This window comes from Acinetobacter sp. ASP199, assembly GCF_022700675.1.
In the GTDB taxonomy this organism is placed as follows: domain Bacteria; phylum Pseudomonadota; class Gammaproteobacteria; order Pseudomonadales; family Moraxellaceae; genus Acinetobacter.
The window spans coordinates 69,005-90,781 of sequence record NZ_CP062182.1; the positions used below are offsets into that span (position 1 = coordinate 69,005).

21 protein-coding genes are annotated in these 21,777 nt (G+C 44.9%); 13 read left to right on the forward strand and 8 right to left on the reverse strand.

The window, feature by feature from the left end; genetic code table 11:
• Positions 1–82: 82 nt before the first annotated feature.
• A complete protein-coding gene (gene ppk1, locus IHE35_RS00325; RefSeq protein WP_242788391.1) occupies positions 83–2,146 on the forward strand; it encodes a polyphosphate kinase 1 in 2,064 nt (687 codons plus the stop codon).
• Between the two features lie 52 nt (positions 2,147–2,198).
• Here the strand turns inward: ppk1 and IHE35_RS00330 are convergent, their stop codons facing one another.
• Positions 2,199–3,452, reverse strand: a complete 1,254-nt coding sequence (locus tag IHE35_RS00330) for a hypothetical protein (RefSeq protein ID WP_242788392.1) — start codon at positions 3,450–3,452, stop codon at positions 2,199–2,201.
• 77 nt (positions 3,453–3,529) lie between these two features.
• On the opposite strand from IHE35_RS00330, the gene serB reads away from it, so the two are divergent.
• From serB to IHE35_RS00345, 3 genes are all read left to right on the forward strand, one after another.
• Positions 3,530–4,756, forward strand: a complete 1,227-nt coding sequence (gene serB, locus IHE35_RS00335) for a phosphoserine phosphatase SerB (protein WP_242788393.1) — start codon at positions 3,530–3,532, stop codon at positions 4,754–4,756.
• Positions 4,757–5,167: 411 nt separating this feature from the next.
• On the forward strand, positions 5,168–5,503 hold the full coding sequence (gene aciT, locus IHE35_RS00340) for an AciT family ciprofloxacin tolerance protein (RefSeq protein WP_242788394.1): 336 nt from the start codon (positions 5,168–5,170) through the stop codon (positions 5,501–5,503).
• A gap of 142 nt (positions 5,504–5,645) precedes the next feature.
• Entirely contained in the window at positions 5,646–6,125 is a 480-nt protein-coding gene (locus tag IHE35_RS00345) for an SCP-2 sterol transfer family protein (protein ID WP_242788395.1), read from the forward strand.
• A gap of 119 nt (positions 6,126–6,244) precedes the next feature.
• On the opposite strand, the gene dtd is transcribed toward IHE35_RS00345, so the two are convergent.
• A complete protein-coding gene (dtd, locus tag IHE35_RS00350) occupies positions 6,245–6,685 on the reverse strand; it encodes a D-aminoacyl-tRNA deacylase (RefSeq protein WP_242788397.1) in 441 nt (146 codons plus the stop codon).
• A gap of 233 nt (positions 6,686–6,918) precedes the next feature.
• Here dtd and IHE35_RS00355 point away from each other — a divergent pair, with 233 nt between their 5' ends.
• The 6 genes from IHE35_RS00355 (at position 6,919) to IHE35_RS00380 (ending at position 13,379) form a co-directional block, all read left to right on the forward strand.
• A complete protein-coding gene (locus tag IHE35_RS00355) occupies positions 6,919–8,436 on the forward strand; it encodes a catalase (protein ID WP_242788399.1) in 1,518 nt (505 codons plus the stop codon).
• Between the two features lie 185 nt (positions 8,437–8,621).
• A complete protein-coding gene (locus IHE35_RS00360; RefSeq protein WP_242788401.1) occupies positions 8,622–9,152 on the forward strand; it encodes an ankyrin repeat domain-containing protein in 531 nt (176 codons plus the stop codon).
• A gap of 118 nt (positions 9,153–9,270) precedes the next feature.
• The gene (gene pncB / locus IHE35_RS00365) at positions 9,271–10,482 is read left to right on the forward strand and encodes a nicotinate phosphoribosyltransferase (RefSeq protein ID WP_242788402.1); all 1,212 of its coding nucleotides are present in this window, start codon (positions 9,271–9,273) and stop codon (positions 10,480–10,482) included.
• Between the two features lie 164 nt (positions 10,483–10,646).
• A complete protein-coding gene (locus IHE35_RS00370; protein ID WP_242788404.1) occupies positions 10,647–11,495 on the forward strand; it encodes a sulfurtransferase in 849 nt (282 codons plus the stop codon).
• Entirely contained in the window at positions 11,492–12,343 is an 852-nt protein-coding gene (gene asd / locus IHE35_RS00375) for an archaetidylserine decarboxylase (protein ID WP_242788406.1), read from the forward strand. The genes IHE35_RS00370 and asd overlap by 4 nt, the downstream gene beginning before the upstream one ends.
• Positions 12,344–12,434: 91 nt before the next feature.
• Entirely contained in the window at positions 12,435–13,379 is a 945-nt protein-coding gene (locus IHE35_RS00380; RefSeq protein ID WP_242788408.1) for a LemA family protein, read from the forward strand.
• 38 nt (positions 13,380–13,417) lie between these two features.
• On the opposite strand, the gene IHE35_RS00385 is transcribed toward IHE35_RS00380, so the two are convergent.
• Entirely contained in the window at positions 13,418–14,032 is a 615-nt protein-coding gene (locus tag IHE35_RS00385; protein WP_242788410.1) for an SPOR domain-containing protein, read from the reverse strand.
• A 296-nt stretch (positions 14,033–14,328) separates the two neighbouring features.
• The gene (argS, locus tag IHE35_RS00390) at positions 14,329–16,119 is read right to left on the reverse strand and encodes an arginine--tRNA ligase (RefSeq protein ID WP_242788412.1); all 1,791 of its coding nucleotides are present in this window, start codon (positions 16,117–16,119) and stop codon (positions 14,329–14,331) included.
• Between the two features lie 255 nt (positions 16,120–16,374).
• Here argS and IHE35_RS00395 point away from each other — a divergent pair, with 255 nt between their 5' ends.
• The gene (locus tag IHE35_RS00395; protein ID WP_242788413.1) at positions 16,375–16,662 is read left to right on the forward strand and encodes a DUF2798 domain-containing protein; all 288 of its coding nucleotides are present in this window, start codon (positions 16,375–16,377) and stop codon (positions 16,660–16,662) included.
• Between the two features lie 6 nt (positions 16,663–16,668).
• Here the strand turns inward: IHE35_RS00395 and IHE35_RS00400 are convergent, their stop codons facing one another.
• The 4 genes from IHE35_RS00400 to IHE35_RS00415 are packed head-to-tail and all read right to left on the reverse strand — an operon-like array spanning position 16,669 to position 19,418.
• On the reverse strand, positions 16,669–16,905 hold the full coding sequence (locus tag IHE35_RS00400; protein ID WP_242788414.1) for a hypothetical protein: 237 nt from the start codon (positions 16,903–16,905) through the stop codon (positions 16,669–16,671).
• Between the two features lie 59 nt (positions 16,906–16,964).
• Positions 16,965–18,266 carry a DUF445 domain-containing protein gene (locus tag IHE35_RS00405; RefSeq protein ID WP_242788415.1) on the reverse strand — a complete coding sequence of 434 codons (1,302 nt, stop codon included), beginning with the start codon at positions 18,264–18,266 and terminating at the stop codon, positions 16,965–16,967.
• An 8-nt stretch (positions 18,267–18,274) separates the two neighbouring features.
• Positions 18,275–18,829, reverse strand: a complete 555-nt coding sequence (locus IHE35_RS00410) for a hypothetical protein (protein WP_242788416.1) — start codon at positions 18,827–18,829, stop codon at positions 18,275–18,277.
• 49 nt (positions 18,830–18,878) lie between these two features.
• The gene (locus IHE35_RS00415; RefSeq protein WP_242788417.1) at positions 18,879–19,418 is read right to left on the reverse strand and encodes a DUF924 family protein; all 540 of its coding nucleotides are present in this window, start codon (positions 19,416–19,418) and stop codon (positions 18,879–18,881) included.
• Between the two features lie 210 nt (positions 19,419–19,628).
• Here IHE35_RS00415 and gshA point away from each other — a divergent pair, with 210 nt between their 5' ends.
• A complete protein-coding gene (gshA, locus tag IHE35_RS00420; protein ID WP_242788418.1) occupies positions 19,629–21,206 on the forward strand; it encodes a glutamate--cysteine ligase in 1,578 nt (525 codons plus the stop codon).
• 19 nt (positions 21,207–21,225) lie between these two features.
• Positions 21,226–21,753, forward strand: coding sequence for a disulfide bond formation protein B (locus IHE35_RS00425; protein ID WP_242788419.1), 528 nt, complete (start codon positions 21,226–21,228; stop codon positions 21,751–21,753).
• The last annotated feature ends 24 nt before the right edge of the window (positions 21,754–21,777 follow it).

Consider the following 21,777-nt stretch of genomic DNA (forward strand, 5'->3'; position numbering starts at 1 on the left):
GTAACATAATCGTCATAAAGCCGACCTAACATGCCGGCTACAGAGGCGACACAATCAGACTGTTTTAGACAGCATCCCTATCATGACAAATTTTCAACACACATCGGCGACATATTTTAATCGCGAGCAATCCTTGTTTGAATTTCATCAACGCGTTTTGGCTCAGGCCATGAATCCAAGTTTACCTTTACTTGAGCGTTTGAATTTTCTCATTATTTTTTCGCGTAATTTAGACGAGTTTTTTGAAATTCGAGTTGCAGGCTTAATGAAGCAGCTCGACTTAAATGCACTGACACGTACGCCTGATGCGATTCCAACAGAACAAGTGCTTGAGGACTTGTCTAAGGTGATTCATCAAGCGGTGCAACAACAATACGATATTTTAAATCATACGATTTTGCCGCAGTTACAAAGCCAAGGTATTCATTACATTCAGTATCAAGATATCTTGCATAAGCATAAAGCTTGGATTCAGGACTATTTTACTCGCCAGGTAAAGCCGGTATTAACGCCGATTAGTCTAGATCCTTCGCATCCATTTCCACGATTGGTGAATAAAAGCCTGAACTTCATTGTGAGTTTAGAAGGGCGCGATGCTTTTGGCCGCTCAATTGAATTGGCGATTGTGCCAGCACCACGTTCTTTGCCGCGTTTAATTTGTTTACCCAAAGAAGTGGCCGGCAATGAACAAGAACAGATTTTCCTGACTGCGATTATTCAACAGCACATCAGTGATGTATTTCCTGGCATGAAAGCGACGGGGTGTTATGCATTTCGTGTCACACGTAATGCCGATTTAGTCCTTGCCGAAGACGTGGATGATTTGGCGGTGGCATTGAAAGATGAGCTTTCATCACGGCGGTTTGGCCGTGCGGTACGTTTAGAAATCGAAGATGATTGTCCACAAAGTATTATTGATTATTTGCTCAATGAGTTCGATCTCGATACACGTCAACTCTATAAAATCAGTGGCCCGATCAATCTGCCACGTATGTCGATGAGTTTTAATCGACCAGAATTGAAATATCCGATTTTTAATCCTGTGATTCCGAAAGTATTAAGAAAAAAACATACGATCTTCGACACACTGAAAAAACAAGATGTACTGCTACATCATCCCTTTGATTCTTTTCAGCCAGTGATTCAAATGTTGAAAGATGCTGCCAATGACCCAAATGTCTTGGCCATTAAGCAAACTTTATACCGTAGTGGCCCAGATTCAGAAATTGTTCAAGTCCTGGCGGAAGCTGCGCGTAATGGGAAAGAAGTCACAGCCGTGATTGAGTTACGTGCCCGTTTTGATGAAGAATCGAATATTATGGTGGCCAATATTCTGCAAGAAGCAGGTGCGGTGGTGGTATATGGCATTGTAGGCTATAAAACACATGCCAAAATGATTTTGATCGTACGCCGTGAACATCAGGAACTGTGTCGTTATGTGCATTTAGGTACCGGCAATTATCATGCGGGCAATGCCAAAATGTACACCGACTATGGGCTCATGACGACGCATCATGACATCTGTGAAGATGTGCACTTGATGTTCCAGGAGCTCACCGGTATGGGTAAAATGGCAAAATTAAAATGCCTGTTACACGCCCCATTTACCTTACATAGTGAGTTGCTAAAACTTATTGAACAAGAAATTGAATATACCCAACAAGGTCAACAAGGGCACATCATCATTAAAGTTAATGCGTTGACTGAACCCATGTTGATTACTGCCCTGTATCGTGCCTCGCAAGCTGGTGTTAAAGTCGATTTAATTATTCGTTCAATTTGCTGTTTGATTCCACAGATTGCAGAATTGTCTGAGCAGATCCATGTGCGTTCAATTGTGGGACGTTTCTTAGAACATACCCGTGTGTATTATTTCCGTCATGCGGGGCAAGACAAACTCTACTGTGCAAGTGCCGATTGGATGGGACGGAATTTATTCTCCCGTGTGGAAACCTGTTTCCCTATTTTTGATGCGAAAATTAAACAACGTATTTTAAAACATGGTTTGCTTAATTATTTGCAAGACAACCAAAATGCATGGAAGTTACAAGGCAACGGTACTTGGCATAAAGTACAGCCTGCAGTGGGTGAAGCAGCACATAATGCACAACAATATTTGATACAAAAAGCAGCACAAAAGATCTAACGTGCGAATAAAAAAAGCCCGACATTATGTCGGGCTTGTTCAATCTAAAACTTTAAGAGGCTTTAGATTGTTTCGATTTCAGGATATCGGTTCGGAAGCTTTGCGCGAGCTCCGCCATTTCGGCATCCATCCCATTCATTACGAACGCATGACGGGTCAAGACGTTGGTCGGGTTTGGCATGCTGACCAGTTCATAGTGATCAGAAATAGATTTAAGTAAGAAATTCGGTACATGCACTGCACTTTCACGTGCGATCAGCTGCTGTGCCAGACGTTCAGCCGCTTGACCTGAATTCAGCTGCATTTCATCCACTTTTGAAGAAATCGCACTGCGTGTCTGCAAGACAAAGCGTTTATCTTCACGATAGCGTTTATACAGCACTTCTGAAAGTAACTGGAAAACATAGCTGATCAGGGTGAGGCAGGCGAGGGCATTTGGCTTGTCTGCAGCAATACTCAGCGTTGCACCTTTTTCATCAAACTTGTGTACCGTCCAGACATCCGCGCTGTTCAACTTATAGTGCTGCACGCACAGTTCTGTGGCCTTATTCAGGAAAATCTGACACAGGTTGAAATAAGGCACCGACACAGTCTTGTTGACCGAATCTAATAGCTGTTTCGGATCGTAGAACTGGATATTCAGCGACAGGGTATCTTTTTCGACTACAGCTGGCGTGTTGTCTTTTTCCTTCGGCTTGTTTTGAACAGCTTGCTGCGCCTGAGCAATTGCCAGAGCTGCATTGTGTTTTTCCTGTTCCAGTGCCTGGGTCAGCGTCTGAATCTCAAATTTAAGACGTGATTCATTGTTTATACGCGCCAGGTATTCGCTGCGGCTTGGACGGGCAATGGCGCGATAAGCTAACCATAACAAACTGTGCAGAATGAAAGAAAATAAAATCGCCGTCCACTGGGTACGCAGGATTTCACCGATACTTGGTTCAATCAAAGTAATCTCAACTGAACCGATTTTTTTCTCGTTAAGTAATGCTTCGCGGACAAAAACCTCACCATTGCGGGTTTTGGTCAGACCACCAGTGGCTAAAACCTGAGCATTTGCATCCAGGATGCGAATGGAGGCAACACTTGGATTGGTGGAATAACGATTTGCCAGTAAAGCCAGTGAAACTCGATTGGCTGAATCCAGCTCAGCCAGGCTGTCTGTCACCAGTTGACTGGTCATGAGCTGACCTTGGCTGGCACGGTTTTCATTCAGCTGGTGAGTGGTTGCCAATACCAGTAAGAAGGTATGAAGGGCAAAACTTATAATCAGTAGGCTAGCAAATAGCCCTTGTCTAGGCGCATTCAACGTAAACTTCCAAGGCAATTCTATTCAAATTCGATTATGATTCTAACAATAGTTGTAGCTCAGACCCGAGTCAATTCATGCGAGAAATCATTCTTATATCATTCTTAGGACCCGACCAGCCTAATCAATTTACACGATTAATGCAGGTTTTGTCCGCTCATACCTTACAGATCCTGGATGTTGGGCAAGCGGTTATTCATAACCAGTTAACCTTAGGTATTGTTGTATCTTCGGACGACCAGACCGCTACCGCATTAGCCATGAAGGAAATCCTGATTCTAGCACATGATATCGGGTTAACAGTGCGCTTTAAACCGATCTCTATCACAGAATACAATCAATGGGTCAAAGAAGGCGGTCAGACCCGCTATATCGTGACCGCATTGGCCCCGGAATTAAAGGCTTCCCACTTGCAAGCCGTAACCCAGATCGTGTCCAGCCAGGGTTTTAATATTGAAACCGTCACCCGACTCTCCGGTCGTCCGGTACTGGATGGTGATGATGTAGATGCTGGGCCAAAACGTGCCTGTGTGCAGTTCAGCCTGAAAGGTCAGATGCTGGATGCCGCTGCGATGCGTACAGCCTGCCTGAGTCTGTCTACGGCACTGAATGTCGATGTTGCCGTTCAGGAAGACAATGTTTACCGTCGTAACCGTCGTCTAGTGTGCTTCGATATGGACTCGACCCTGATCGAGCAGGAAGTGATTGATGAATTGGCAATTGAAGCAGGTGTCGGTGCGCAGGTGGCTGAAATCACCGAACGTGCCATGCAGGGTGAGCTGGACTTCCAGCAAAGCTTCCGTGCACGTGTAGCACTCTTAAAAGGCATGGACGCATCTGTTCTACCGAAGATTGCCGAGCGCCTGACCATTACTGAAGGTGCAGAACGTCTGATCTCTACCTTAAAAGCATTGGGTTACCGTACCGCAATCCTTTCTGGTGGATTCCAGTACTTTGCTGAGTATCTGCAAGCTAAACTCGGTATTGATGAAGTACATGCTAATGTCCTTGATGTACAGGACGGGATTGTGACCGGTGAAGTCAAAGGTCATATTGTGGATGGTGCACGTAAAGCACATCTGTTAATGACGATTGCTGAAGAGATGGGTATTTCTCTGGAACAGGCAATTGCCGTGGGCGATGGCGCCAATGACCTGCCAATGCTCTCGATTGCCGGTTTAGGTGTCGCATTCCGTGCCAAGCCACTGGTTCGTCAGAATGCCAATCAGGCGATTTCCAGTGTCGGTCTGGATGGCGTGCTGTACCTGCTTGGTGTGCATGATAAAGACCTCAGCCGTGCCTGAGATGAGCAATTTTTAAGATAAAAACGCGGTCAAATGACCGCGTTTTTTTATGGTGATTAATCACGAGCTGACGAGCAGTAAAGGGAACTGTATAGAAATATACCGATCATCTTAAACGGAAAAATAATTTTTTTAGTCCAGAAAAACAACGTTTATTTTGTAATGACACGCCAGCATCGATGGGGCAAATGTTTCGGAAAAACTCTAAAAATAAAAAATGTAATGACAAAATAATATCGCGACAGAATATGTCGTTGAACAGAAATAAAGGACTTTTTTTAGTCAAAAAACTCATCATAATGCTGGCATAGAGAGATAAATCAATATATTCCACGAAGTGGATTTTACGACATTCAACCATTAGAACCGCTGCATTGCTTGCATGATCTGGGGTTGGACGGAGGGGATTTTATGGTAACAGCAAATTTAGCAACAATTGTGGGCTTTGGCCTGGTAGCCGCTGCTGTACTTGTTGTGTTCTTCTCGCCGTATCGTCGCTGGTTAAGTTTTATGGTGGCTGGAATGTTTACCTGGGTACTGATTGAAGTCATCCGCCTGGGAACACAGACACTATTTGAACTGACAATGACTTATGGTTATTTAGCTGCATTATCGAGCGTCATGGTCATAGTAACGCTACTGTTGCTGCGTGAAGATCGTCGCGCTGAGCGTGCACTGGCCAAGCGCCGCTGCATCGAACATACACCTGTTTATGAAGATGACCAGCAGCAGTTATCCAGCCGATAATCGCGCTGTTAAAAACAATAAAACAAATGCACCTTCAGGTGCATTTTTTGTTAACGATCATCTACAAACTGCATGCTTAACCTCCTTGCAATTTATGCTAGGATAGCTGTCAATTTTCGTACAATTACAATAGGCATAACTCATGAAACTGTCGTCAATTCCTGTCCTGAAACTTCCTTTGGTGGATGTCAGTACCGACCCGCTTGATTTACTGGTTGCAGGCTTGGCTTTGCGTATGAAGCAGTTGGCACGTACCAGTCCAAAATTTATTGAACTGGTTCATGAGCGTCAGTTCCGTATCCAGATCGGTACAGATGAAGGTCTGGCTCGCCAGATTATTGTCAATAACGGTCATATTGATACCGTATCAGGAAATGCTGAGCCGGCAGATTTCGTGTTGCAGTTTGCAGACAGTGAGCAGGGCGTTAAAACACTGATGAAAGGTGACCCAACCGCATTTATGACGGGTATGCAAAACGGCAGCATCAAAATGGAAGGTGATTTTGGTTTATTGGTCTGGTTTAACCAGGTTGCGAAGATGATTCCACCAAAATTGCCAAAACCGGTGAAAGAAAAAGTGAAAATGGTACGTCAGTTTATTAAAGAGAAAACCGGTAAATAAGTTAAAAATCTTTTATCCGATCTTTTCTTTCTCCCTTTGGGAGAAACACAAAGAGCGGTGAAAAGGATGAAAAATTTTTTAAAAGAAAAAGCCCTCAATTCGAGGGCTTTTTTAATGAATCATTCCACTTCCAGATTAAACGTCACTGGTCCATCATTGACCAGATGCACTTTCATGTCGGCAGCAAAAATACCGGTTTGTACATTTTTAAACTGGCTTTGAGCATACTCTACCAGCTGTTCATATAAGGCTTTTGCTTCAGCGGGTGGCATGGCTGGCCCAAAATCTGGACGTAAGCCTTTTTGGGTCTGTGCCATCAAGGTAAACTGTGAAACCAGCAACAAGCCACCGCCTGCTTGGCTGACATTCCAGCCCATTTTGCCATTTTCATCGTCAAAAAATCGGTATTTTAAGATTTTATCAATGAGCTTTTTGCCTTTATCGAGATCATCTTCTTTGCCGATGCCTAAAAACACCAAGATGCCATGATCAATTTGTCCTGTGATTTGTCCATCTACGATGACTTTGGCTTCTAATACTCTTTGCAACAGCGCACGCATAAATCTTCACTTTCATTGAAATTTTGAACAACAAAATTCTACCAAATGCTGGTCTATTGCGCCTAATGGATCGCTGAGATCTCATGTAGATGATTGAATGACATAAAAATAATTTTAAGCCAAAGGTTTTAATCTGTAAAATCGATCGATTGTATAATAATAATCGTTTTTATCTTTTTTGATAAAGTATGTAAATTCTCTCGTGCAGGAAAGGTAAATTTGGAGAAAAGACGATGTTTAAGCGCTCTTTATTGGTAGCAATGCTTGCAGCAGCAACAGCAGCAACACAAGCAGCACCTTTGACAAAAGACAACGGTGCACCAGTAGGTGATAACCAAAACTCAATCACAGCAGGCCCAAATGGTTCTGTATTACTTCAAGATGTTCAATTAGTACAAAAACTACAACGTTTTGGTCGTGAGCGTATTCCTGAGCGTGTAGTTCACGCCCGTGGTACAGGTGTTTACGGTGAATTCGTAGCAACTAAAGATCTTTCTGATTTGACGATTGCATCATTGTTCAAAGGTGGCACGAAAACTCCAGTTTTCCTACGTTTCTCTACCGTAATTCATGGTAAAGGTTCACCAGAGACTCTACGTGACCCGCACGGTTTCGCAGTAAAATTCTACACACAAGAAGGGAACTGGGACTTGGTCGGTAACCAGACACCGGTATTCTTTATCCGTGATGCAATCAAGTTCCCGGACTTCATTCACGCCATGAAGCCAAGCCCGGTGACTAACGTACAAGATGCCAACCGTGTGTTCGACTTCCTGTCGAGCCAGCCATGGGCAACCAACATGCTGACTTATGTGTATGGCAAGCAGGGTGTACCAACCAGCTATCGCGAACAGGACGGTTTTGGTGTTCACGCTTACAAACTGTATAACGACAAAGGCGAATACAAGTACGTGAAATTCAACTTCCGCTCTAAACAAGGCGTGAAGGGCTTGAACGTGAAAGAAGCGGCTGAGCAGCAAGGTAAAGATTTCAACCACTTGACCAATGATCTTTATAACAACATCTATGCAGGTAACTTCCCGAAATGGGATCTGTACATTCAGGTACTTGATCCTAAAGACCTAGGCAAGTTTGATTTCGATCCACTAGATCCAACCAAAATCTGGCCGACGAACTTAGTTCCAGAAACAAAAGTGGGTACATTGACGCTGAACCGTATGCCGAAGAACTTCTTCAATGAAACTGAACAGTCGGCATTTGCGCCAGGAAACCTGGTACCAGGGATCGAGCCATCAGAAGACCGTCTACTCCAAGGCCGTATCTTCTCTTACTCAGATACCCAAATGTACCGTCTGGGTGCAAACCATCAGCAGATTCCAGTCAACCGTCCAGTGGTGAATGTGAACAACAATAACCAGGATGGCTACATGAATGTATCTGAGCGTGATTCAGATGTGAATTATGAGCCAAGCCGTAAAGAGCCAAAAGCTGCCACTGAAAAAGCGCGTGCAGTACAAACTCCACTTACTGGCACAGTTCAGCAGATTGGTACCAAAGAGCAGAATTTCATGCAGGCAGGTGAACTTTACCGTTCATACACGGCTAAAGAGAAAGATGACCTGATCATGAACCTGGCTGCTGACCTGGGCAATGTCAAAGATTCAGAAACCAAGCACATCATGTTGTCTTACTTCTATAAAGCAGATGCGGATTACGGTACCCGTATGACCAAAGCGGTTAACGGTAACCTAGCGACAGTTAAAGCCAAAGCTGCAAAATTAAAAGACTAATCTCGATTGGTCTTGAGGAACTGGTGACTAGGGCATAGCGCATCACCTCCGAAAAGTCCTGTAAAACTCCAAACCTTTCCTGCACCCTAGGGGGAGTTTTACAGGCACTCCGTTTCTATCTCATCTCAGGTGAATTGAATCCTGAGTGACTGAAATTTTCTTTTCGATTTCTGTTGGAGTTCATTATGAAAGTTATGCCAAAAGCATTTTTAGCCAGTATTCTTGCTGTCAGTTCCGCATTCGCAACTGCTGCTGAAGTGAAGAATACCTCCCCTGCAAAAACTGCGGCAAGCGTTCAGATGACCTCACAACAGGAATTGGCCGACTTGTTCTTTGCTGCCGCCAAAATTGGCAATAGCGAAGTCATCAACGAATTTTTAAAACATGGCTTTCCGGTCGATATACGCAATAAAGACGGTTATACCCCGCTAATGATGGCGACCTATTATGGTCACCAGAGTATTGTTACAACCTTGTTGAAACATGGTGCAGACCGCTGTGCCCGAGACAACCGCGGCAATACCGCTTTAATGGGTGCCTTGTTCAAAATGGAATTTGCCATTGCCAAGCAGCTGCGTCAGGTGGATTGTGATGCCCAAGCCAAAAAGGCCGGACAAAAAACCGCGGCTGAATTTGCCAAAGTGATTGGCCAGGAAAAACAGCTACAAAAAATCATTCAGGAAGCGGAAAAATCTAAAGCAAAAGCAAACAAATAGGCTTTTATTTATAGCAGTACTTTGGTCTATATTTCTCCTGGCTGTACGTAAATCCTGCAATATTACAGGGCTTTTTATGCTTTAATGCAAAGATAAGCACAGCGATATTTCCTAAGTTATGGCGCCAATCATCCAATCCCTGCTTGATACTGACTTGTACAAATTCACCATGTTACAAGTGGTATTACACAAGTTTCCGCAAACGCACAGTCTTTATCATTTCCGTTGTCGTAATCTTGAAGATACGGTTTATCCACTCACGGATATCCTGGATGATCTGAACCATCAGCTTGATCTGCTCTGCCAGCTGAAATTTAAAGAAGATGAATTGCAGTATTTACGCAGCTTGCGTTTTATTAAAAGTGATTTCGTTGACTATCTGGAACTGTTCCAGCTAAAACGCCGTTTTATTAAGGCGACCATTGACAGTGAAGGTCGTTTAGACATTACGGTTGAAGGCCCGATGGTTCAGGCCATGATGTTTGAAATCTTTGTCCTGGCGATTGTCAACGAACTGTATTTCAGCCGGATCCGTACCCCTGACGTCCTGATTGAAGGTGAACGCCGCCTGCAGGCTAAGATGGAACTGCTCAAACAGTACGATGCTTCACAGGATCCAAATGATCCACCATTCCTGGTATCTGATTTTGGTACCCGCCGTCGTTACAGCTTTGAGTGGCAAAAGCATGTAGTAGAAGAATTCAATAAGGCAGCACCGCAAGTCTTCCGTGGCACCAGCAATGTGCTATTAGCCAAAGAATTGGGTATTACCCCAATCGGCACCATGGCGCATGAATTCTTGCAAGCTTTCCAGGCACTGGATGTACGCCTGCGTGATTTCCAGAAAGCAGCGCTTGAAACCTGGGTACAGGAATATCGTGGTGACCTGGGAATTGCCCTGACTGATGTGGTCGGGATGGATGCCTTCTTACGTGATTTCGACCTGTACTTTGCCAAACTGTTTGATGGCTTACGTCATGACAGTGGCGACCCCTATGAATGGGGTGACAAGGCTTATAATCACTACAAAAAACTGAAAATTGACAGTAAAACCAAGATGCTGACTTTCAGTGATGGTCTGAATCTGGAAAAAGCCTGGAAACTGCATCAGTATTTTAAAGACCGCTTCCAGGTCAGCTTCGGGATCGGAACGAATTTGACCAATGACATGGGGCAGACGCCGCTGAATATCGTGCTGAAACTGGTGGAATGTAACCGTCAGTCTGTGGCAAAAATTTCCGACAGTCCAGGAAAAACCATGACCGACAATGATACCTTCCTTGCATATCTGCGTCAGGTATTTGACATCAGCGAAGTCGCTGGACAGTAATCCCAATCAACCGTCTCAAACTTGAGGCGGTTTTTTTATGCAATGTCTTATCTGCCAGGATAGTTAGTATAAATTATGATAAACAACCCAATAAAAACCGCATAATTGTAAAAATGAGCTGTGCTAAGATCAAACTGATTTGAACCATAACACCTATGATAACGATGACAGCTTCAGCTTTTAATTTTGGTCTGCTGATAGAAACAGAAGACTTGGTGCCGCATCTGGGCAATGAAAAACTCCGTATTGTTGATCTAAGTCGTACCTCTGTTTATGAACAGTTGCATATTCCCCATGCACTCCATTTACAGCCAAAAATGCTGGTTCGTCAGGAAGAACAAGCCTTGGGTTTACTGCCGGATCAAGAAGACTTGGAAGCGCTGCTTCGTTATCTGAATATTTCTCCTGAGCATCATGTCGTGGCTTATGACGATGAAGGTGGGGCCTGGGCAGGGCGTTTATTATGGAATCTACATTGCTTAGGATTTGAGAATACCAGCTTGCTCAATGGCGGTATTCATGCCTGGCTAGCTGCCGGACTGCCGACTTCCTCTGATCCGGTGAAGCTGGAGCCAGTCGAACAACTGGTACAGGTTAACCTGAATCAGGAAAATGCAGTACGGATTGACTATGACGCCTTACGTCAGCAGGTCGAGCAGGGGCAGGTTCAACTCTGGGATTGCCGTAGTGAAGATGAATATACCGGCCTGCGTCTGACAGCACGACGCGGCGGTCACATTCCGGGAGCACGTCATTTTGAGTGGAGTACTGCCCTTAACCGTCAAAATCATTTAAAATTACACCCTTTGCAGCGCACACAACAGCGTCTGGAACAACTGGGTTTTAATCTTAAGCAGCCTGTGGTTGTGTACTGTCAGTCACATCACCGCTCCGGGCTGGCCTATATCTTAGGACGTCTGCTCGGCTGGGAAATTCAGGCTTATGACGGTGCGTGGAGTGAATGGGGCAACCGCCTCGATAGTCCAATCGCTACAGGGGAGTTGCCATCTTGAGCATCACATCGCGTTTAAAACAACAATTATTTATCCAGGCTCAGAAAGTGGTGCCACAGCATCGTCTGTCTCGTGTAGTAGGTAAAATTGCAGCCAGTGAAAATCCGGTTGTGAAAACTGCGGTGATTTCTGCTTTTAAAGCCAAATACGGCATCGATATGTCGATTGCGGAACAGACCAATGCCTTGAAGTTCAAGTCATTTAATGATTTTTTTACCCGTGGTCTAAGAACCGGAGTGCGTGCAGTCGACGCGGATCAGAGCAGTATTGTTTCTCCTGCCGATGGTGCTATTTCCCAGCTTGGTAAAATTGAAAATGGTGATGTGTTCCAGGCGAAAGGTCAGAAGTTCACAGTTGAAAATCTGATTGCCGATCCACAATTAGCACAGCCATTTAAGAATGGTGAATTTGCCACAGTGTATCTGTCACCACGTGACTATCACCGTGTGCACATGCCATTTGCCGGTACGTTGACGGAAACCCTGTATGTACCGGGTGAACTATTCTCGGTCAACCAGACGACAGCAGAAAATATTCCAGGTCTGTTTGCCCGTAATGAACGCATGGTCTGCCTATTTGATACTGAAATTGGCCGTATGGCGGTAGTATTGGTCGGCGCGATGATTGTGGCGGGTATTGAAACTGTGGCAACCGGCAAAGTGAAGCCTTCAGGACGAATCGAACTTAATCAGCATGATCTGTTCCTGGAAAAAGGGGCAGAACTGGGTCGTTTCTACCTCGGTTCAACTGCAGTGATTTTATTTGAAGAAAATAAAATGCAGTGGGATGAGAAGTTTAAAGCCAATTCAACCGTGTTGATGGGTGAAAAACTAGGTAATTTACTTTAATTTTCAATAAATAAGGATAAAATGAACCTTCATTAAAAACAGATATACCTCCATGTGAGGTAGATCGATTTTAAATTTAGAGGGTTCACCTATGTGGAAGTGGATTTTATTAGCAATTGTAATATTGATTATTTATCAGGTTCTTAGATCCTATAATACCTTGCAGCGTAATGCTCAAGAAATCAAAGAAGCTTTATCCAATATTTCGGTTTCGATTAGTAAAAAAGTAAATTTAATTAACCAATTAATGGACGTGGTGAAGGGCTATCAGGCTAGTGAACAATTAGTTCATTTAACGGTCGTAAAAGAAACAGGAATGAATGCAATTTATTCTAATTATCAAGATAGTAATATGATGTTGACCAATCTTCAAGGCATGGCTGAGCGCTATCCTGATTTAAAGGCAGATCAACAGTATCACCGTTTAATTAGTAATATTGAACTATGTGAAAAAGAAATTTCAGATTGGCGTAATGCTTATAACGAGCGTGTCAAATTTTATAATACGTTTCGATCTTCAATTCCAACGATCTTTATCGCTAATGGCATGGGCTTCTCTGAAGCACCCTATTTAGATTTAACAGTAGAAAATGCAGAACAAACCATCTTAAAAGATTTTAAAACAGATGATGGCGAGCGCTTAAATGCATTATTTAAATCAGCTAAGGATAATATTGTTGAAGGATCTAAATCTTTAGCTTCAACTTCAAAAATTGCACTCGATAAAGCGGCTGATGCTGGTAAAAAATTAGCGACTAGTGAACAGGTTCAGAACTTAGTTAATAAAGCCAATGCTTGCATCGATAAGCCCAATGCACCCAAATTCTTTTATTTACTGCCTGATTCAACTCCTAAGGGTCCTGTGAGTCTAGAAGATATTTTAGATTTAGCTCAAAATGATGCATGGGCTGAACAAGTACGTTTGTCAGAGGTAGGTACAGATCAATGGTCTACATTTAAAGAGTGGGAGGCTTTATTTCTGCATCCTCCGGTTGCCTTGTCCGAGCCACCTACATTAACAAATATCGAAAAATAAAAAAAAGCGCCATCAGGCGCTTTTTTAATTTCCAGAATTTATTGCTTCACGACAATAGAATCGATACCGCTATGCTGCAAAGTCTGTTGCGCAATCACCGCAGCTTCTACAGAATCATAAGGACCGGAAACTACACGGTACCAGACCTTGCCATTTTCAACGCTTCTGACGACATCCGCAGATAGACCATTCAGAATAATCTCGGCACGGCGTGCATCCGCCTGATCCGGATCATCAAAACTGCGTACTTGTAGAATATAGGTCGCCACTGGTGCAGGAGGTTCTTCAGTTACTAGTCCTGGTTCATTGGCAGTTTCAGGTATAGTTTCCTCGGTTCGAGGAGCTTCTACAATGACCACAGGATCCTGTTGATTGCTTTCAGGCACAGCCTGTTCAGGAATTGGGGTGACTTGCTGCTTCGGCAACAGGTCATAGAAGCGATAATCCTTGTTGGTGTCTTCTTCTTCATAATGCTGAGAAGTCACCTGATCATTGTTTGGTTTTACAGGTTCCCATGGCTTCCACAGCATGAGCGCCACCAGAAAACTTAACACGATTAAAATAATCACGAGTGTGCCTAGCCATGCAGGAATCAATGGCTTCTTTGGCTTGTTCGGACGTTCAGATACACCGCGCTGCGTTTTTCCAAACACTGGGGATTTCCTCTTGTATTTATTTTACCAGACAGAAAAAGGCATAACCGGTGTTATGCCTTCCTCTCTGCATCGTATGTGATCGTGAGGCAAATGTCATTATGCAAATCACGAACTCCACAGGATATTTTTATGAACTAGAGATCAAATTGGACATCTAGTTCATGGTTTTGGCTGTCTGCTTACATGCTCACTCCGAACAAAGCTCTCGACTTGCGAACATGCAAAACAATGTTTTGCTTACATGCTCACTCCGAACAAAGTTCTCCGTCTTGCGTCAATGTAAAAGCAGTGCTTTACATTGACTCAGGAGCTGATACGCCAAGAAGCTCCAGACCATTGCGGAGTACTTGACGTACATTTACAGACAACAGCAGACGAGCTTGAGTCAGTTCAGCATCATCACCGAGTACCTTGTTCTCATTGTACCAACCATGGAACAATGCAGCCAATTCTTTCAGATAGTTACCCACCTGGTGCGGTTCATAGCTGTTCGCAGCACGAACTACAATCTCAGGGTAGGCTGCCAGTTTTGCCAGGATTTCAGTTTCAGCATCCAGCTCAAGTTTAGCAGCCAGGCCACGTGCAGTCACAGCATCAAAGTTCACACCAGTTGCAACCGCTTTTTCTAACATACGGCAGATACGTGCATGTGCATACTGGATGTAATACACAGCATTATCTTTGCTTTGTGACACTGCAAGATCAAGATCAAAGTCAATGTGCTGTTCAGACTTACGCATCACGTAGTAGAAACGCGCTGCATCATTACCGACTTCTTTACGCAGGTCACGTAAAGTCACGAACTGACCTGAACGAGATGACATTTGTACCATCTCACCACCACGCCACAGGCTGACGAACTGCACTAACAGAACAGTTAGTTTCTTCGAGTCATAACCCAGCGCATCAATCGCGGCTTTCACGCGTGCGATATAGCCGTGGTGGTCTGAACCCCAGATATCAATGATATCGGTATAGCCACGTTGTAGTTTATTCAAGTGGTACGCAATGTCAGACGCGAAGTAGGTGGTTTGACCATTGCGGCGTTTCACTACACGATCTTTTTCATCGCCAAATTCAGTTGACTTGAACCAGATGTTGCCATCTTTTTCGTATAAGAAACCACGTTGATCCAGCATTTGTAATGCTTCTTCAATTTTTTCTATCAAAGATGCTTCGCTGAACCACTGGTTGAAAGTCACACCAAATTCACCAAGGTCATCTTTAATGTCATCAAGAATCGCTTTCAGCGCTGCTTGATGGAACACACGGTAACCTTCGCCAATCAAGCTTTGAGAATTGAAGATCAAACCATCGATATGTTTTTCTTTATCGCCTGAAAGTACGACTTTATTGCCTTCAGCATCTGGTTCTGCGGCATATTGCACATCTTCAGGTACGTCTTTGTAAACATCGGCCACTGGACGTACATAAGCTGTACCATCCTGATCGATAATGCTTTGTGCGATCTCTTTAACATAGTCGCCTTGATAGGCATTTTTCGGGAATACCAGTTCTTGGCCAGTAAGTTCCAGATAACGTAAATAAGTTGAAGTCGCCAGAATATCCATTTGGCGGCCAGCATCATTCACATAATATTCGCGGTCAACTTTTGCGCCTGTTGCTTCTAACAGGTTCGCTACGGTCATACCGTATGCAGCACCACGGCCATGACCAACGTGCAGGCTGGAAGTTGGGTTGGCAGAAACGAATTCCACCTGGATGCGTTTTTCCGCATTGGCCTGGGTGCGGCCAAAAGTAGCTTGTTGCGCCTGGATTTGATCCAGAACAGCGAAACGCTGGTCAGCATTCAGGAAAAAGTTAATGAAACCTGGGCCTGCAATCTCGGCTTTGCTGATATCTGCAACTTCAGGCAGGGCAGCAAGGATTTTTTCTGCTAAATCACGCGGCTTCATACCCGCAGCTTTAGACGCGATCATGGCAATATTTGATGCAAAGTCACCGTGGCTACGGTCTTTGGTACGCGTCAAATTACTTGTATTGTTCCAGTCAGATGGGAGTACGTTTTGTGCCTGTAAGGTTTGCACTGCATGATCGAGAGCTGCTTGGATTGCCGTATTCATAATCAGTCGAAAATAGATATCGCAGAAAAACAGCAAATATAGCAAATTTCCGACTCTTTAGGTAAAACCATTTATAGGGAATAAAAAATATACGATCGGTATTCGGTGGTTTTATACAGGATGGCCATTCATTACTTTGTATATCACATGAAGAATAGCGTAATAAGCCGGTTGCAAAATCTGCTATAAAAATGAATTTTCAATCAATATAAATAGCCTATATTAACCAGACTGAAATAACAAAAAGAGCTTGTAATGGATTCGCAAAAACGCCCGGTGATTTTCGGCAATATTTCCAAACTCCCCGCTAAATGGGCGCTGATCATCATCCCTTTTATCTTGTCCTGCTTGATGAGCGGCATCATTTCCTTGATTAATATGCTGCGTACTCTGGGCTGGATTGAAGGCTTTATTTCGCTATGGCTGCACAACTGGATGATTTCCTGGGCGTTCGCTTTTCCGATTGTGCTGTTATTGCTGCCACTGGTACGTAAGCTTACCGGCCTGTTGGTAGATATGAGTGAACCGCAACCACCCAAATAAGTCTGTTTATTCCATACAGCTCATAGGTCGACTGAGTTGGTTGGCCTGTCGATTTTGAAAAGTATATAGCTCGCCCGTATGATCAATTTTCAGGATTTTGGCTTGCGCTAGAGCAAGCCGCAAGCTTTCCAGCTTTTTGAGGTTATGCAAGTCAACAGGATTACCGAAATTGTTGTTATCTAGCAGGAATTGCACATGACCTTTTGCTGGCTGGTAGGCGTTTAAAATTCTGCCAGTTGGCATCCAGCAACTGAAAACTTCGACAATGGCTGGATCGTTGAGATTCGAGTATAAGGAAAGAATCAAAGCACGTATTCGACAATGGCCCGGATAATCCCCAGTGCCAGGCCGATAAAGGCACCGACCACAACGCCGTTGACCCGGATCATATGCAGATCGCCACCAACTTCATTTTCAATCTTGTCAATCATTTCACGTGAATCCCACTCATGAATCCGTTCACTGATAAAACGGATGACTTTCTCGCTGTACTGATCGCTTAAGTCAACTGCCATACCACTCATACGCTTATTCAGTAATTCGCGAACTGAACTGTTGGACATGATATTTTCACCGACCTGCTGAATGGCAATACGTAGATTTTCTGCAATACCGGAATCCGGTTTTTCCAGATCCGCCTTGATCGCATCACAGAGAATCACCACGGCACCGCTGATGAAGTTCAGGACCTGTGGACTGTCCAGCAGGGCATCTTTGGCAGAATTCAAACGCTGGCTGGCATCGCTATCATTGTCAGCCAGTTGCAGCATCAGCTGATGTGCGGATTCTTCAATTTTCAAGCGCCAAGGATGATCCGGATCTGCCAGCATGGCTTCGACGCGCTGGATCACCGAGTCAATACTGCGCTGCTGCACATCAATCCCGATCCAACTGGCACCCTTGGCCAATTTCCACACCCCCATTTCCTTAAACAGGGTACGGGTCAGTTCACGGGTCTGCTCTGGATGTGAGGTCATCCAGGCATGTACCAGATCCAGGCCACGTTGCAGTACGTCCTGATGAAAGTCATTTTCCAGTACGGCGCGCAGCATCTCACTGGCCAGATGATTGATCTGGGTGCTTTTCACCCATTGCACACTATTGGTCTGAATAAAGCTGGAAATCTGTTCCTGACCGACAAACTCAAAGATCCGCGGTGCAGTCTGTTGGATGACCTGAGTCACCTGGCGGTTGTTCTCCGGATTTGCCAGCCAGCGGCCTGCTGCCAGGCTCAAATCAGTACTGGCCAGACTACGCTCTACAATCTGTGGAGACAGGAAGTTCTCCTGCACGAAGCGGCCCATCGACTCGGCAATACGGGCCTTATTGCGTGGAATGATCTCGGTGTGATCACGCAGAAACCTGGGAATTGGCAATTTGCCAAAAGGATTGCGGAACAGAACGGTAATTGCGTACCAGTCTGCCAGTCCACCCACCACGCCCGCTTCTGCAGACAGCATCAGGATATGGATCAACCATACATATTCTGGCAGTAATTTGGCGGCTACCATCAATGCCAGCCAGGTGACGACAGCCATAATTAAGGCAATGGTGGCAAAACGTTTACTGCGTTGCAGGCTTGGTGAAGTGGTCTCTGTCTGCATAAAGATTCCTATTTAGTCGTGGTCACAGGCTGTGGTTGCAGTACTTCACCTGTTGGGCTCAGACCATATTTAGCGCCGAGAGATTGTAGAATCAAGCGGGCATCGAAGGCATCTTTGGGCTCCTGTCCTACTTTAAAACATTCAATAGTATAGGCAATCTGTGCTGGCTCTACAGTGACACGATACGGCATGTCATAGAAGGGATCAGGCCAATAAAATGGATGCCGGCGATAATAGCCATAGGGATACGGCATTGGGGTGGGATAGACAATCGCTTCACGTGGAGGTCGTTGGGTCCGGTTACTTGGATCATCCAGCACCCGAAAGAACTGGAAGCCATTCTGTACGGTCGTCTGGGCAGCCTTGACTAAGGTAATTTCTTCAGCTGTCTCAAAGCTCATGTTTGGACGTGCCCTGAAACTGATCCGGTAAGTCTGGGCATTGAGTGGTGTAGTACTGTACTGGCCAAGCTGGTCAAAGGTCAGTGGTTTGGAAGGTGTCGTCGCACAGCCTGAAAGCAGGGCAGTGCTCGCAAATGCTAGGGCGATGATGGTCTTTTTCATCTTCGTTCTCCTGATGGGGTGATCCAGCGACAGCAGTGCCTGAACATATCTAGAAACTGCTATCCGGCTGGGTCAGGAAACTTAATTCTTCCTCGGTGGATTCACGGCCCAAAATCTGGTTGCGATGTGGGTAGCGTCCAAAGCGTTCGATAATGATTTTATGCTTAATTTCATATTCCAAATTAGACGGATTACCGAGGCGCTGAAATAGTTTGAGGGCATATTCATGGATCAGTCTGGATTCACTGTGCATGAACGGCATATATAGAAAAGCCCGCTGTTCCGGACTGAGCTGTTTGTCCAGATCCAGGCTGATGGCTTCCTGTGCCAGAGCTAGAGCCAGGCTGTCCTGAGCAAAAGCACGTGCAGTACCCCGAAAAATATTACGAGAAAACTGATCTAAAACAATAATTTCTGCCAATCGTCCTTCAGCGGTTTTACGCCAGGACCACAATTCAGCCTGACTTGCCTGTTCCAGAATTCCGCTAAATTGTTCTGTCAAACTTTGGTCGAACTGGTCGCTTTTGGTAAACCAGTTCGGCTGGGTTTCAGCACTAAACCAGAAGTCTAAAATATCTTGATAATTCATAAGTTTTACAATTCATTAGCATTTATTTGTCAATAAAATCACAAATTTCACATGTCTTATAGAGAAAGTTTGTGTTAAAAATTTGCGGAATTAAAATCAATGGTTTGCCTGAAAAGCAGGCAGGGTGTAATGTGCGGGTCTAAAATCACGTTATACTCTTATAAAATGATGATTTTATTTTAATAGTTTAGCCCATTAAGCGAGATTGTAATGAGTCAACCTGAATCGACCAGCCAAGCGGTATTACCAACTTGGGTGGATTCGTCGCTCATCAAGGGGATGCTGCGCGGAATTGAGCGAGAAAGCCTGCGTATGCAAGGTAATGGCTTTCTATCGCAGCGACCGCATCCTGTAGCACTCGGTTCAGCCCTGACTCATCCTCATATTACCACTGACTATTCTGAAGCCTTGATGGAGTTTATTACTCCGCCTAAAGACAGTATTCGTGGGGCATTGGATTATCTGATGGATATCCATGCCGTGGTGCATGGCAAGCTGGAAGATGAAGAAAAGCTGTGGCCGATGTCGATGCCATGCATGCTCGACAGCAGCGATGACAGCATTCCGCTAGCGCAGTATGGTTCTTCCAATATTGGTTTATTCAAGACACTTTACCGTCGCGGTCTAGGTGTGCGCTATGGTCGCCGTATGCAGACGATTTCGGGCGTGCATTACAATCTGTCTTTCCCGGATCATTTCTTTGAAGCGCTACAGGCCAATGAAAGTGATGACTCACTGCGCAATTTAAGCCTGCAGGATTACCGCAGCCACCGTTATATGGGGCTGATCCGTAACTTTATCCGACTGACCCCATTGGTGATGTTTCTGGTCGGTGCCAGCCCGGCAGTGTGCCAATGCTTTATGATCGGTCGTGACCATCATCTGTTGCCACTCACGCGTGGCACCTTATATACCCCATATTCAACTGCATTGCGTATGGGCCGTTTCGGTTATCAGAACTCAGCGCAAAAGCAGCTCGGTATTCATTACAACAACTTGCAGGACTATCTGGAAGGTCTGCAAAAAGCAGTTAAAACACCGTATAAACAATTTACCCGTCTGGGTCTTGAAGATGCAGCAGGTCAGCCGATCCAGATCAATGACCATGTGCTGCAGATTGAAAATGAATACTACAGCCTGGTACGTCCAAAACAGGTGCCAGAAGCGAGTGAAACCCCATCACAGGCATTGGCAAATCGTGGTATTGGCTATGTGGAACTACGTGCAGTGGATGTGAATCCATACAGCCCGATTGGGATTGATGAACATACTGCAGGCCTCCTGGAAGTGGTTGCACTGTACTGCCTATTGCAGGACAGCCCGGCATTGCTTGGCGATGAGCAGGATATTATCGAGAAAAATCAGGCTGAAGTGGTCAATCGCGGTCGTGCTCCGAATGCGGCGATTCTGGAAAATGGTCAACAGTATCCGATCGAAGACTGGTGTGCAGTTCATCTGGCGCGCATGCAGCCACTGGCAGAATTATTGGATGCGGCATATGGCAACAAGCTCTACACAACGGCTATGAAGACCATGCAGATCCGTGTCGATGAAGTCGATGCCACACTTTCTGCACTCGTGGTGGGTGATATCCGTGATCAGGGTGGCATGTGGCACTTTGGTCAGATGCTGGCGCAGCAGCATGCTACGGTGTATGAAACGCATCAGCTCAATAAAAAAACCTCTGCTTATTTTGATGAATTATCACAAAAGTCCTTGCAGCAACAGCAGGAACTCGAGCAAGATAGCAGCATCAGCTTTGCTGAATATCTCGCTCAATTTCGATAAAAAAACAAGAGGATCGACCATGAAATGGGGTTACCGCTTCGTGAGTGGTGCTTTATTTGCCGCATCCGTGATGGGGATGGCATTTGCATTATATCTAGAACATATGCAGGGCCTTGAGCCTTGCCCGCTGTGTATTTTTCAGCGCATTGGCCTGATTGGTCTGGGGATTATTTCTTTCATTGCTTTGCTGCATAATCCGAAAGCAAATGGCATGAAACGCCTATATGCCTTTTTAGGATCATTGAGTATTTTGTGGTCCGCAGGTGTGGCAGCACGTCATGTCTGGCTGCAAAACTTACCGCCCGATAAAGTGCCAAGCTGTGGTCCGGGTCTGGATTACTGGCTGGAAACCTTGCCCATGAAGTCGGTGTTCCAGCAGGTACTCAGCGGTTCAGGTGAGTGTGCTCAAGTAGACTGGACTTTTCTGGGGCAGTCTTTACCGGTCTGGTCACTGGTATTCTTCAGTGTCTTGTTGCTGGTCAGTTTATGGCAGTTATTCCGTAAATATCAGACTGCGCCAGTCAAACGCCTAAGAGATAAATACTAATGCAAATAAAAGCCCTCAATTGAG